The 13,740-nt window shown below is 64.5% G+C and carries 11 protein-coding genes; 5 read left to right on the top strand and 6 right to left on the bottom strand.

The window, feature by feature from the left end; translation table 11 throughout:
* Window positions 1–4: 4 nt before the first annotated feature.
* The 3 genes from X728_RS156765 to mutS all read right to left on the bottom strand — a co-directional run bounded on the left by X728_RS156765 (window position 5) and on the right by mutS (window position 3,893).
* On the bottom strand, window positions 5–559 hold the full coding sequence (locus X728_RS156765; protein ID WP_023755661.1) for a TetR/AcrR family transcriptional regulator: 555 nt from the start codon (window positions 557–559) through the stop codon (window positions 5–7).
* Between the two features lie 66 nt (window positions 560–625).
* Window positions 626–1,090, bottom strand: coding sequence for a nuclear transport factor 2 family protein (locus tag X728_RS156770; protein WP_023685130.1), 465 nt, complete (start codon window positions 1,088–1,090; stop codon window positions 626–628).
* Between the two features lie 73 nt (window positions 1,091–1,163).
* Window positions 1,164–3,893, bottom strand: coding sequence for a DNA mismatch repair protein MutS (gene mutS, locus X728_RS156775; protein WP_023831184.1), 2,730 nt, complete (start codon window positions 3,891–3,893; stop codon window positions 1,164–1,166).
* A 163-nt stretch (window positions 3,894–4,056) separates the two neighbouring features.
* On the opposite strand from mutS, the gene X728_RS156780 reads away from it, so the two are divergent.
* The 3 genes from X728_RS156780 to X728_RS156790 all read left to right on the top strand — a co-directional run bounded on the left by X728_RS156780 (window position 4,057) and on the right by X728_RS156790 (window position 8,859).
* Window positions 4,057–5,238 (top strand): glycosyltransferase, encoded by a 1,182-nt coding sequence (locus X728_RS156780; protein ID WP_032897583.1) that lies wholly within the window; start codon window positions 4,057–4,059, stop codon window positions 5,236–5,238.
* A 143-nt stretch (window positions 5,239–5,381) separates the two neighbouring features.
* Window positions 5,382–7,661 (top strand): NADP-dependent malic enzyme, encoded by a 2,280-nt coding sequence (locus X728_RS156785; RefSeq protein ID WP_023745223.1) that lies wholly within the window; start codon window positions 5,382–5,384, stop codon window positions 7,659–7,661.
* A gap of 124 nt (window positions 7,662–7,785) precedes the next feature.
* Window positions 7,786–8,859 (top strand): sensor domain-containing diguanylate cyclase, encoded by a 1,074-nt coding sequence (locus X728_RS156790; RefSeq protein WP_023831182.1) that lies wholly within the window; start codon window positions 7,786–7,788, stop codon window positions 8,857–8,859.
* 71 nt (window positions 8,860–8,930) lie between these two features.
* Here the strand turns inward: X728_RS156790 and X728_RS156795 are convergent, their stop codons facing one another.
* Window positions 8,931–9,890: an adenosine kinase gene (locus X728_RS156795; RefSeq protein ID WP_023831181.1), complete on the bottom strand. Its 960-nt coding sequence runs from the start codon at window positions 9,888–9,890 to the stop codon at window positions 8,931–8,933.
* 215 nt (window positions 9,891–10,105) lie between these two features.
* Between X728_RS156795 and X728_RS156800 the strand changes: the two genes are divergently transcribed.
* Window positions 10,106–11,008 (top strand): EamA family transporter, encoded by a 903-nt coding sequence (locus X728_RS156800; protein ID WP_023831180.1) that lies wholly within the window; start codon window positions 10,106–10,108, stop codon window positions 11,006–11,008.
* Window positions 11,009–11,205: 197 nt separating this feature from the next.
* The gene (locus X728_RS156805) at window positions 11,206–11,907 is read left to right on the top strand and encodes a sulfate transporter family protein (protein ID WP_023831179.1); all 702 of its coding nucleotides are present in this window, start codon (window positions 11,206–11,208) and stop codon (window positions 11,905–11,907) included.
* 5 nt (window positions 11,908–11,912) lie between these two features.
* On the opposite strand, the gene X728_RS156810 is transcribed toward X728_RS156805, so the two are convergent.
* Together X728_RS156810 and X728_RS156815 are read right to left on the bottom strand one after the other, a co-directional pair.
* Complete coding sequence (locus X728_RS156810; protein ID WP_023692651.1) at window positions 11,913–12,911, bottom strand: proline racemase family protein; 999 nt, start codon at window positions 12,909–12,911, stop codon at window positions 11,913–11,915.
* A 12-nt stretch (window positions 12,912–12,923) separates the two neighbouring features.
* Window positions 12,924–13,727, bottom strand: a complete 804-nt coding sequence (locus X728_RS156815) for an oxaloacetate decarboxylase (protein WP_023831178.1) — start codon at window positions 13,725–13,727, stop codon at window positions 12,924–12,926.
* Between the last annotated feature and the right edge of the window lie 13 nt (window positions 13,728–13,740).

The following is a 13,740-nucleotide window of genomic DNA, read 5'->3' as shown; positions in this document are numbered from 1 at the left end:
CACTCTAGCCGAGCGCCGCCCGCGCCCGTCGCAACGCGCGCGAAAACACTGCGGTGTCGTCGAAGGCGCGCGCCAGCGTGAGCGCGCCCTGGATGGCGCCGACCGTTTCTTCGGCGAGTTCGTCCGCCCTGGCAGCGCTGTGCCCGCTTCGGGTCAGCGCTTCGGCAAGATGCGCCACCCAGCGGCCGAAATAGCTTTTGATCGCAATGGCGAAGAGGTCGCGGGATTCGTCCAGCGCGAAGGCGCCGATCAGGCACACCCGGCGTCCCGAGCGGAAATAGCTGTCGGTCGCTTCGAACATCCGATCGATACCCGTGCGAGGGTAGGCCCTGTCCTGCAACGGCACGAAGACATTCTCCTCGAACCAGCCATTTATATGGGCAATGACAGCCGCCGCCATCTCTTCCTTGCCGCCGGGGAAGAAGTGGTAAAGGCTGCCTTTGCCTAGGCCGGTCGCCGCACCGATCCGCGCCAGGCTCGCCCCTTCATAGCCGTGTTCGCGGAAAACCTCGCCGATGATGGAGAGCAAATCGGCGCGATCGGGCGCGATCCTGCGCATGCGCTAGTTTTTCCGCTTGAGCATGATCTTTGCCGAAAACCGCGACACAGCTCTAGGGATCATATTCTAAAATCCGAGTTCGGACAGGCCGGGATGGTCGTCCGGTCGGCGGCCGAGCGGCCAGTGATATTTGCGCTCACCCTCGGCGATCGGCAGGTCGTTGATGCTGGCGACGCGCCTACGCATCAGCCCGGCCGCGTCGAATTCCCAATTCTCATTGCCGTAGGAGCGGAACCAGTGGCCACTGTCGTCGCGCCATTCATAGGCAAAGCGCACCGCGATGCGGTTGTCGTTCCAGGTCCAGACCTCCTTGATCAGGCGGTAGTCGAGCTCGCGAGCCCATTTGCGCGTGAGGAAGGAGACGATCTCATTTCTGCCCGAGACGAACTCGGCGCGGTTGCGCCAGGTGCTGTCCTGCGTATAGGCGAGCGAAACCCGTTCGGGATCGCGGCTGTTCCAGGCGTCTTCGGCAAGCCGAGCCTTCTGCGCGGCGGTCTCGGCGGTGAAGGGCGGCAGCGGCGGACGGCTCATGTCATTCTCCCATCGGCAAAGGCGATGGCGAGCATTGTACCAATCGGTACAATTGGTCAAGGCCGAAATCGGGCTAGGTTTTCCCCGCCAGCCCCTTCAGCCGGTAGAGCGCTTCCAGCGCCTCGCGCGGCGTCATCTCGTCTGGATTGATCTCACCCAGCGCTGCGCCCAATGCGTCGCTCTCCGCAGGCTTTGCCGCTTCCCGCTTCATTGCCACCGAAAACAGCGGCAGATCGTCGACCAGTCGGTTCGCCTTGCCGGAGACATCGCCTTCCTCGAGCTGATGCAGCACCTCTTTGGCGCGGCCGACCACCGCTTCCGGCAGACCGGCAAGGCGAGCGACCTGAACGCCATAGGAGCGATCGGCGGCACCCTTGCCGACCTCGTGCAGGAAGACGACGTCGCCTTCCCACTCCTTGACCCGCATCGTGACATTGTGCAGTCGCGGCAGCTTGCCGGAGAGTGCCGTCATTTCGTGGAAATGAGTGGCGAAGATCGCCCGGCAGCGGTTCTTCTCGTGCAGATACTCGACCGCCGCCCAGGCGATCGACAGGCCATCGAAAGTGGCGGTGCCGCGGCCGATTTCGTCGAGGATCACCAGCGCCCGCTCACCGGCCTGGTTGAGGATCGCCGCCGTCTCGACCATCTCGACCATAAAGGTGGAGCGGCCACGCGCCAGATCGTCCGAGGCGCCGACCCGCGAGAACAACCGGTCGACGACGCCGATATGGGCCGATGTCGCCGGCACGAAGGAACCGGTTTGGGCGAGGATGGCGATCAGTGCGTTTTGCCGCAGGAAGGTCGACTTACCGCCCATATTCGGACCGGTGAGCAGCCAGATCGCGCCGGCCTTGGCCCCGTCTTGCGGCGACAGATCGCAATCATTGGCGACGAACGGCCCTTCGCCCGAGCGCCGCAGCGCCTGTTCCACCACCGGATGGCGTCCGCCCGAGATATCGAAGGCGAGGCTGGAATCGACCAGCGGCCGGCACCAGGCTTCACTCTCCGACAACAGCGCGAGCGCCGCCGACACGTCGAGTACGGCAAGCGCATCGGCGCCGGCGCGGATCTTCTGCGCCTCGGCGACCGCCTCTGTCGTCAGCGTGTCGAAAGCGGCAAGCTCGATGCTCAGCGCCCGGTCGGCGGCATTGGCGATTTTGGTCTCGAGTTCGGCAAGTTCGGTCGTGGTGAAACGCATGGCGTTGGCCATGGTCTGGCGGTGGATGAAGCGCGCCTTGGCGCCGTCGCTTCCGGTCATGATTGAATGGTGGTTGGCCGTCACCTCGATGTAATAGCCCAGCACATTGTTGTGGCGGATTTTCAGCGAGCGGATGCCGGTCTCCTCGATCAGCGAGCGCTCCAGTCCGGCGATCACCTTGCGCGATTCGTCGCGCAGCGCCCGCATTTCGTCGAGCTCGGCATGGTAGCCGCCGCGCACGAAGCCGCCGTCGCGCCTGAGCAGCGGCAGTTCCTCGCCAAGAGCCTGGGCCAGATGCTTGGCCAGCGCACGCGGCAGCGCCTTTATCGCGGCAAGTGCCGCTGTCAGCTCCGCGGGCAGGACGGCCGTTCCGAACAGTTCGGCAATGGTGGCCGCCGCTTCGAAGCCGGCACGCAGCGCGCCGAGATCGCGCGGGCCGCCGCGGTTGAGCGCCAGCCGCGACAGCGCCCGCGGCATGTCGGCGACGCTCTTCAGGCCTGACCGCACCGCCTGGCAAAGCTGCGTCTCCGCACGGAAGAACGACACAGAATCGAGCCTGGCGCCGATCGCCGCCGGGTCAGTTAGCGGCGCCATCAGCCGGTCGGCGAGCAGCCTGGCGCCGCCGCCGGTGACCGTGCGGTCTATAGCCTTGAACAGCGAGCCGTCGCGGCTGCCCGACAGCGTGCGCAACAGTTCCAGATTGCCGCGTGTCGCAGGATCGATGAACAGCGTCGAGCCCTGCTCCTCGCGTTCGGGACGCGACAAAGGCGGCCGCTCGGCCTTCTGCGTCTTTTCGACATAGGCGATGGCGCCCGAGATCGCCGACAATTCGGCGCGCGAGAAGGCACCGAAACTGTCAGGCGTCGCCACTTCGAAGAAGCGCGCGATCCGCCCCGCTGCCGAAGCCGAATCGAAAAGCGACGGCGGCTGCGGGCTGGCGACGCGGCCGATGACGTCGAACACCGGCTTCAACTCGGGATCGTAAAACACCGGCTCGGCGACGATCAGCTCGCGCGGGTCGACGCGGAAGACATCGGCCAGCAGGCGGTCGGTCGTGGTTTCGGCGACGCGGAAGACGCCGGTCGAGATCTCGATCCAGGCCAGGGCGAAGGCGTCACCGCTGTTGCCGCCCTTCACCCGCCCTAGCGCCATCAGGAAGCTCGATTCCGACGGCGCCAGCAATTTATCCTCGGTGATGGTGCCTGGCGTCACCAGGCGCACCACGTCACGGCGTACGACCGATTTGCCGCCGCGCTTCCTGGCTTCCGCCGGGTCCTCGATCTGCTCGCAGACGGCAACGCGAAAACCTTGGCCGATCAGCTTTTGCAGATAGTCGTCGGCCGCATGCACCGGCACGCCGCACATCGGAATGTCGTTACCCTGGTGCTTGCCGCGCTTGGTCAGGACGATGCCCAGCGCCTTGCTCGCCTTTTCGGCGTCGTCGAAGAACAGCTCGTAAAAATCGCCCATGCGGTAGAACAGCAGAGAATCCGGGTTCGCCGCCTTGATCTCGATAAACTGCTCCATCATCGGCGTGACGCTGCCGACGGGCGCAGGCGGTGTCACCTCGGGGGCGTCGGTTTCTGCTGAAGTGTGCATGTTCATGCCCGCACGCTAGCAGATGTGGGTGCGGGGTTTAATGCCGGCGGCCCGAAAAGCAGGGGACGACCGGCCTCGACGGCGGCTTGTGCTCCCTCTACGCCGGGTGAAGCCGTTGGTTGCTTCGGGCGCCAACCAGCCTATGATCGCCATGGCGGGGATAAGCGGCATGGATCAGGACAAACAGGAGGCGTTCGAAGAGCTGGTCGGTCCGGCTGGATCGGCGCTTGAGCGCCTGCTGCTGTTGGCGGCGCGGCGCGTCCACCGCACCAAAAGCAAGCTTAGGGGGACAGTGCGCAAGCGCGTCCCCTTCCTCCTGCCGAAACACGGACCGCTGTCCGATGTCGATGGCGGCATCGAGATGTCGCTGCATGTGCTCAGCCGCGACCCGCTGGTGCTCTATGTCCCGATTGGCGGAGCCCGTCCGCTCTATCCGCTGGCGGCCCTTGGCCGGCGCCTGGCGGGACGGCGCGTCACCTTCCTGACGATGCAGACCTGGACCATGGAGCGGCCGGCGGTCATCTCCCGGATGGGCCGCGACCTCGCCTGGTACGCCGGCCGCTTTCCGCTGCACGAGATCATCTTCCTGTGCAACACCGAGGAAGAGCGCCGTCTCGTCGCGGCTGCGGGCGGCAATGCCATCTTCTCCAACCACAATCTGATGGTATCGGAGGATATCTTCCGGCCGCTGCCGGACGTGCCGGTCGAATTCGACGCCGTCTACAATGGCCGCATCTCGCCGATCAAACGCCATCACCTGGCCTTCGACATAGAGCGGCTGGCCCACATCACCTATTCGATCGGCGAATTGCCGCCGGTTGCCGCCCGCGCCTTTGTCCGGCGACTGCAGGCGCAATCGCTGCTGCACCAGATCGCCAATCCGCTCGTCGACGGCTGGCCGGGCAAGCTGACGGCGCAACAGGTCAACCACGTCTACAACCAGGCCGCCGTCGGGCTGTGCCTGTCGGCCGTGGAAGGAGCGATGTACTCCTCGATGGAATATCTGATGGCCGGCCTTCCGATCGTCAGTACGCCGAGCCTTGGCGGTCGCGACGTCTATTTCGATCCGGATTATTGCATCGTCGCCGATCCGGAACCGGCTGCCATTCGCCGCGCCGTCGAGACGCTGCGAGATCGTGCCATACCGCGTCAGCACATCCGCCGCCGCACGCTGGAGAAGGTTCACGCCCAGCGCATCGAACTCATGGCGTTCCTGACTGCATTGCTGCGGCGCAAGGGAAGCCGTGCGCCACCCATCGAGACTTGGCCTTTCCCCGGCACAGACGGCATGATGCGTCGGGGAACGGTGCGCGAAATCGCTGCCTTCGTCAGCGAGCCAGAGCCGACGTGACGCCGTTCGACCTCGGGAGATTTCGCTGCGGGCGTGAAGATTGCTTGGCGGTTTACAGCGGTGGCGTGTAGCCTTGATTCAGAAGTTTCAAAAACACGCACCCGTCTCAAGGGTGCGGCACCGGCGAGGAAATCAAAAGCATCATGGCCAAGAAAACCGAAAACAGCGGCCCCTCCGTCAGCGCCGAGGAGGCGCTGGAATTCCACGCCATGGGCCGCCCCGGCAAGCTGGAGATCGTCGCCACCAAGCCGATGGCGACGCAGCGCGATCTGAGCCTCGCCTATTCGCCGGGTGTCGCGGTTCCTGTGCTGGCCATTGCCGAAGACCCCAGCCGCGCTTTCGACTACACGACGCGCGGCAACATGGTCGCCGTCATATCCAACGGCACCGCCATTCTCGGCCTCGGCAATCTCGGCGCGCTGGCCTCCAAGCCGGTTATGGAAGGCAAGGCGGTGCTGTTCAAGCGTTTCGCCGATGTCGACTCCATCGACCTCGAAGTCGACACCGAGGATGCCGACGAGTTCATCAATTGCGTGCGCTTTCTTGGGCCGTCTTTCGGCGGCATCAACCTGGAAGACATCAAGGCGCCGGAATGCTTCATCATCGAGCAGCGGCTGCGTGAATTGATGGACATCCCGGTCTTCCATGACGACCAGCACGGCACCGCCATCATCTCGGCCGCCGGGCTGATCAACGCGCTGGAGATCACCGGCCGCGACATGAAGACCACGAAAATGGTCTGCAACGGCGCCGGCGCCGCCGGTATCGCCTGCATCGAACTGATGAAGGCGATGGGCTTTGCCCCCGAGAACATCATCCTGTGCGACACCAAGGGCGTCGTCTACCAGGGCCGCACCGAAGGCATGAACCAGTGGAAGTCGGCGCATGCGGTCAAGACCGACACGCGCAGCCTGGCCGAGGCGCTGGACGGCGCCGACGTCTTCCTCGGCCTGTCGGCCAAGGGCGCATTGACCACCAGGATGGTGCAGTCGATGGCCAAGAACCCGATCATCTTCGCCATGGCCAATCCCGACCCGGAGATCACGCCGGAGGAAGTGGCCGAAATCCGCACCGACGCCATCATGGCCACCGGGCGTTCCGACTACCCCAACCAGGTCAACAATGTGCTGGGCTTCCCCTACATCTTCCGCGGTGCGCTGGATGTCAGGGCCACCACCATCAATGACCACATGAAGATCGCCGCAGCGAGAGCGCTGGCCGACCTGGCGCGCAAGGACGTGCCCGACGATGTCGCCGCCGCCTATCAGGGCAACCGGCCGAAATTCGGCCCGAACTACATCATCCCGGTGCCGTTCGATCCGCGCCTGATCTCGGCCATCCCGCTCGCGGTGGCCAAGGCGGCGATGGAGTCAGGCGTCGCCCGCAAGCCTATCCTCGACCTCGACCGCTACGCGCAGGAGCTGTCGGCCCGCCGCGACCCGATCGCCTCGACCTTGCAGCGCATCTACGATCGCGTCCGCCGCCAGCCCAAGCGCATCGTCTTTGCCGAGGGCGAGGAAGAACAGGTGATGCGCGCCGCCGTCTCCTATGTGAACCAGAAGCTCGGCACCGCGATCCTGCTCGGCCGCGACGATGTCATCAAGGAAAACGCCAGGCACGCCGGCATCGACCTCAACAAGCAAGGCATCGAGATCATCAATGCCAGGCTGTCGCGCCGCAACGGCATCTATACCGATTATCTCTACGAGCGCATGCAGCGCAAAGGCTTCCTGTTCCGCGACTGCCAGCGCCTGATCAACAACGACCGCAACCACTTCGCCGCCTGCATGGTGGCGCTGGGCGATGCCGACGGCATCGTCACCGGCGTGACCCGAAACTATTCGACGGCGCTCGATGACATCCGCCGCATCATCGACGCCAAGCCCGGCCACCGCGTCATCGGCGTCTCCATCGTGCTCGCGCGGGGCAAAACAGTCCTCGTCGCCGATACCGCCGTGCACGACATGCCCAATGCCGAACAGATCGCCGACATCGCCGAAGAGGCGGCGGGATTTGCCCGCCGCATGGGCTACGAGCCGAGGCTCGCCATGCTTGCCTATTCGACCTTCGGCCACCCGCAGGGCGAACGCTCCGAGCGGGTGCAGGAAGCGGTGCGTATCCTCGACAAGCGCCGCGTCGATTTCGAATATGACGGCGAGATGGCCGCCGACGTTGCGTTGAACGCCCGTGCCATGGCGCAGTATCCGTTCATCCGGCTGACCGGCCCGGCCAACGTGCTGATCATGCCGGCGTTCCACTCGGCCTCGATCTCGACCAAGATGCTGCAGGAACTCGGCGGCTCCACCGTCATCGGCCCGCTGCTGGTCGGCTTGAACAAACCGGTCCAGATCGTCTCGCTCAACGCCAAGGATTCGGACATCGTCAACATGGCTGCGATCGCGGCCTATAGCGCGGGAGCCTGATTGGCGGCAAAATCGCCAACGCATAAGAGATTGATAATATTCGGCTGCTATAGGGAACGTTCTCGCCCCCTATGGCCTTATGGCATTGGCGGCGCGCTCAGACCGCCAAAACGGGGGTGCGGCCATGAAGCATGACACGGCATCTGTGGTCGGCCAGGGGGTCTATCACGACGAGCGCCTGGATGCGCTGCTGAGCATCACCGGCCGCATGGACGGTTATCTCTACCGTTGCCGCAACGATGCGTCCTACACCATGCTCTACATCAGCGACGGCATTTTAACCGTCAGCGGTTATCGGCCGAGCGACTTCATTCAAAATGCCGTGCGCGACTATGTCTCGGCGATCCACCCGGATGATCTCGCTGCGGTCTATGCCGCCGTCGATACCGCGCTCGAGGCGCGCTGCAACTGGAACGTTGACTACCGCATCGTGCCGCAGGTCGGCGAGCCGCTCTGGGTCCGCGAGATCGGCGGCGGCGTCTGGGACGAGGCCGGCGAACTGGAATTCCTGGAAGGTTTCGTCGTCGACATCAGCGACCGCAAGGTCGTCGAGGATCTCAACGCCGAGCTGCTGCTCGAACTCAAGGCCGCCAATGAGGAACTCTCCGTACAAAAGCGCGAGATCGAGCTGGCCAAGCAGCACAGCGACCACTCGGCCAACCACGATGCATTGACCGGCCTGCCCAACCGGCGCGCCTTTCACAACGAGCTGAGGTCGGTGATCGACCGCTGCGACAGCACCGGCCAGGCAGCCGGCCTGCTGTTCATCGACCTCGATAGGTTCAAGAAGGTCAACGACACGCTCGGCCACGAGGCCGGCGACGCGCTGCTGCAGGAGGTGGCGGGTCAGCTTCGCACCGTCCTGCGCAGCGCTGATTTCGTGGCGCGGCTCGGTGGAGACGAGTTCGCATTCCTGTTTTCAGGAGAGGCTAGCCGGGCCCGACAGAAGGCCGTGGGCGTCGCCGAACGTATCCTGGAAAAGCTGCGGATCAAGGTGCCGACGCCGAATGGTGCCATCCATGTTGGTTGCACCGTTGGCGTCGCCATCTACCCGGCGGAAGCGTCCGATTCGGAGGCGCTGATAACGCTCGCCGACCGACTGATGTACATCGGCAAAAAGAGCGGCCGCAACCGGCTGGTCACCGCCGGGGCTTTGGAACCCGGGCCTACGTCCGACGACCTTCGCCGCACCGCCTGAGCGGAGCGCCCGACAGCCTGAACCGGCGGGCACCCCTCATCTGGCTGGGCGCTGCAGGCCGAAAGACGGTCCTACAGCAACCCCGCCAGTTGGGCAGCGCTGCGCAGATTCTGCCGTGGCCGCGGTCCGAGCTGCTGGATCACCAGCCCGGCTGCGAGTGAGCCGAGATCGCCGCAATCCTGCAGGCTGCGCCCCGAGGTGTAGCCGTAGAGGAAACCGGCGGCGTAGAGGTCGCCGGCGCCGGTGGTGTCGACCAGTTCGCGGATCGTCGTCGCCTGGATGGTGACGGTCTCCTCGCCACGCACGATCACCGAGCCTTTTTCGGAGCGGGTGACAGCGGCAATCTTGCAGTCCTTGCGGATAGCCGCCAGCGCCTCGTCGAAGGATTTTGTCTGGTAGAGCGACTTGATCTCGTGGCTGTTGGCAAAGACGATGTCGACAGTGCCCGAGCGCATCAGCTCGAGGAATTCGTCCCGGTAGCGGTCGACGCAGAACGAATCCGACAACGTCATCGACACTTCGCGTCCGGCCTCGTGTNCGCGCGGCGGATCCCACAGATAGCCCTCGAAATAGGTAACCTTGGCGCCGGATGCCTTGTCGGCCTCGACGTCTTCCGGGCCGAGCTCGATGCAGGCGCCGAGATAGGTGTTCATCGAGCGCTCGCCGTCGGGGGTGACGAAGATCATCGAGCGCGCCGTCGGCGGCTGTCCCTCGAGCGGCCTGGTGTCGAAGGCGACGCCCTGGGCATGAATGTCGTGGGCATAGATTTCGCCGAGCGGGTCGTTCGACACCTTGCCGAAGAAGGCGGCGCGGCCGCCGAAGCTGGCAATGCCCGCCGCCGTGTTGCCGGCGCTGCCGCCGGAGGCCTCGATCGCGGGGCCCATGCGGCTGTAGAGCAGCTCGGCGCGCTTGGTGTCGATGAGGTTCATCGCACCCTTAATGATGCCGTTGGTCTCGAGAAAAGCGTCGTCGCACTGGGCGATGATGTCGACAATGGCATTGCCGATGCAAAGCACGTCATAATCGGGCATCAATGTCTCCGCCTGGAACCTGCCGGCTTTCTGCCGCGCCCGGGCGGGTCTACAGCATCACCCCGAAAAATGGCAACCGATTTCCATCCTTTGCCGGCCCAAGCCGGCGCGCGCGCCTGGGACGAGGCTCCATCACAGTTCGACCGTGGCCGAAGCATCTGACCGCCGGGTCGCCTACAAGCTTGGCCTCAAATCAAGCGCTGGAAGCACCCTGCATGCAAGCAAAGACCGACATGACCACCGAACTGGCGCTGCTTGGCGTGCTGGCCGCCCTGTGGGGCGCGTCCTATACCTTCATCAAGATCGGTGTCGAGACGATCCCGCCGATAACCTTCATCGCTGCTCGCACCCTGATCGCCGGCGCCATCCTGCTCGCGCTGATCCGCTGGCGCGGCCTTTCCATGCCCAAGGACGGCGCGACCTGGTGGCGGTTCATGGTCCAGGCCTGTCTCAACAGCGTCGTGCCATTCACGCTGATCGCCGCCGCCGAGCGCTCCATCGACGCCGGCCTCGCCACCATTCTCAACGCGACCTCGCCGATCTTCACCTTCCTGCTGACCGCGCTCATCACCCGCCACGAATCCGTGACCGCACGCAAGCTGTTCGGTGTCGGTGCCGGCATTGCCGGCATTTGCCTGATCGTCGGCACCCAGGCGCTTGGCGGGCTCGGCCATCAATTGTGGGCGCAACTTGCCGTCGTTGCCGCCACGGTCTGCTATGCCGGCGCCGCCATCTTTGGCCGCGGCTTTAGGGGACTCGACCCGATGCTGCCGGCCGCCGGCTCGATGCTGTGCGGCGCGGTCATCCTCGTCCCCTTGAGCCTGGCCTTCGACCGCCCGTGGACGCTGTCGCCTTCAATGGCGTCGATACTGGCCTTGTTCGCATTGTCGGTGTTCTCCACGGCGCTGGCCTTCTGCATCTTTTTCCGCCTCATCCACACGCTGGGTTCGGTCGGCACGACGTCGCAGGCCTATCTGCGCGTGCCGATCGGCGTCGGCATCGGCGTCGTGTTTCTCGGCGAAAGCATCGGGCCGACGGCGCTCTGGGGCATGGGCTGCGTCGTCGCCGGCGTTGCGGCAATGACCATCCCAGCCCGCTCCCGGGCGCTGGCGCGCTAGATCATGATGAGATTTGGTTGAAATCTCATCATGATCTAACCCTTTGTTGGAGTATGATCTTTTCCAAAAACCGGTACCCACTTTTTGGGATCATGCTCTAGTTCCCGTCCGGAATTGCGCCCGCTCCGGCAGGCTTGCGGCTGACAGGGTCTCAGCCTATGTCGGAGATATCCGTTCGTTCCTGGGGGTGAAACGCCGTGATCTTCAACGCTGCCCGCGCCGCCTTCAGCCGGCTGTTTTCTCCCGAATTCCGCGCGGTTTTCCTGAAGACGCTGGGCTTGACCGTGCTGGCGCTGGTCGCGTTGTGGTTCGTCTTGACCGGGCTTGTCGATTGGCTGGCGCTGCCATGGGTTCACTCCTTGCTGCCCGGCCTGCCGTCATGGGCCGGATGGCTGAGCGGCATCATCGCTGCCATCGCGCTTGCCTTCGGGATGGCGCTGCTGATCGCGCCGGTGACGGCAATCGTGGCCGGCCTGTTTCTCGACGACATCGCCGAAGTGGTCGAGCGCACCGACTATCCGGCCGATCCCGTCGGACGCGCCATGCCGGCGCTGCGCTCGCTCGTGTTGTCGGTGAAATTCTTCGGCGTCGTCATCCTGGGCAACATCGTCGCCTTGCTCCTTCTGTTGGTTCCAGGCGTCAACATCGCCGCCTTCTTCATCGTCAACGGCTATCTGCTCGGACGTGAATTCTTCGAATTCGCCGCCATGCGCTTCCGCCCGAAAGATGAGGCGAGGGCGTTGCGCCGGAAATATGCCGGCACCGTCTTTCTGGCCGGGCTGCTCATCGCTGCCTTCCTCGCCGTGCCCCTGCTCAACCTGCTGACGCCGCTCTTTGCCGCCGCCATGATGGTGCATCTGCACAAGGCGGTCGGCGCGCGGGAGAGCGCCGGGCGATAGGCCTATCAACGCAGAAGAAAACCGCGTCCCAATTCGTCATCCGGCTCGACGGTGAATTCCGCCCGGCCCGAATAGTAGGCGCGGCCGCCGACGCGGGCGATGATCGCATCATGCGGGCCGGCCATGGTCGTGCGCGCCACCGCTCCGGAAAAGCGCGAGCCGGCGATGCTTTCGAAGGACCGCTCCTGACCAGGGTTGATCTCACCCTTGGCATGCATTGCCGCCAGCCGCGCGGTGACGCCGGAGCCGGTCGGCGAGCGGTCGACCTCGGCATCGGCAAAGACGCAGATGTTTTTTGTTGCCTCGCCGGAGAACGCATCGTGTCCATCGGTGAGGATGGTGCCGTAGAGGAAAGCGAGATCGGCATGGTCGGGATGCGATAGAGGGAACGCCGCCTTCAGCCGCTCGGTCAGCGCGGTTGCCGCGTCGACGAAATCGCGCACCCGGCTGCGGCCGAACTCCAGGCCGAATTGATGGCAGTCGGCCAGCGCGTAGAAGGCGCCGCCATAGGCGATGTCGAACGCAATCTTGCCGTATCCCCCCAATTCGATTTGTTGGTCATGGGCAAACAGAAAGGCCGGCACGCTTTCGAACGACACCGATCCCGCTTTGCCGTCCCTGACCTCGACCGAGGCGACGACCATGCCGCACGGCGCCTCGATGTTGACGGTGGTGATTGGCTCCTGCTTGACCACCAGCCCTTCGTCGACGGCGTAGCGGCCAAGCGCAATGATGGCGTGGCCGCACATCGTCGAATAGCCCTCATTGTGCATGAACAGCACGGCCAGCTCGGCGCCGGGCAGGTCGGGCTCCACCAGCAGCGCGCCATACATGTCGTAGTGGCCGCGCGGCTCGAAGATCAGCAGCTTGCGCAAATGGTCGAGGTGGTCGCGCACATAGGCGCGCTTTTCCAGGATCGTGCCTTTGGGAATGTCTGGATAGCCGTCGGTGACGATCCTGAGCGGCTCGCCGCCGGTATGCATGTCGACGACGGTGAGCGTCATGCGCCGGGAACCCTAGCCTGAGGATTTGGAAAACAGCGCCTGCAATTTGCCGAACGGCATGGCGGCCCGGGTGAAGCCGAACGTGCCGTCCTGCTGGATCTCCCGCGCCGCGGTTTCCAGCATGCCGAAGGCGAAATTGGTCAGCCACGGTCCAAGCGAGATGCGCTTGACCCCGGCCATGGCGAGGTCGGCGATGGTGAAGGCCGGGAGTGCCATGACATTGACCGGCCTGCTCACTGCCGAGCAGACGTTCCGGATGGTCTCGACATCTTTGAGGCCCGGCGCATAGAGCACGTCGGCGCCGGCCTTTTCGAAGGCCTGCAGCCGCTTGATCGTGTCGTCGAGATCCGGTTTGCCCCAAAGGAAATTCTCGGCCCGCGCGGTGAAGACGAAATCGTGCTTGAGCGCGCGCGCGGCTTCAGCAGCAGCTGCAACGCGCTCGGCGGCGTGTGAAAACTCATAGATGGGCTTGTCGGGATCGCCGGTATGGTCCTCGATCGAGCAGCCGGCGAGACCTGCCGCTTCGGCCGCAAAAACCGTCTCGGCGGCACTCGTCGCGCTGTCGCCCTTGCCTTTCTCGAGATCGGCCGACACCGGCAGGCTGGTTGCCGCCGTCAGCTCGCGGCAATGGTGGATCATCGCCTCGAAGGTCACTGCGCCATCGGGCAGGCCGCGCGAGAAGGCAAAACCGGCGCTGGTCGTCGCCAGCGCCTTGAAGCCGAAGGAGGCCAGGAGCTTGGTCGTGCCGACATCCCAGGGGTTGGGCATGACGAAGGTCGAGGCGTGCAGGTCGCGAAAGATCTTGCCCTTGTCCATGAGTGCTCCCTTC

This window comes from Mesorhizobium sp. L103C119B0 (assembly GCF_000502235.1).
GTDB lineage: Bacteria > Pseudomonadota > Alphaproteobacteria > Rhizobiales > Rhizobiaceae > Mesorhizobium.
Note: the sequence above shows the minus strand (reverse complement) of the source record. Positions and strands in the feature narration are given on the sequence as shown.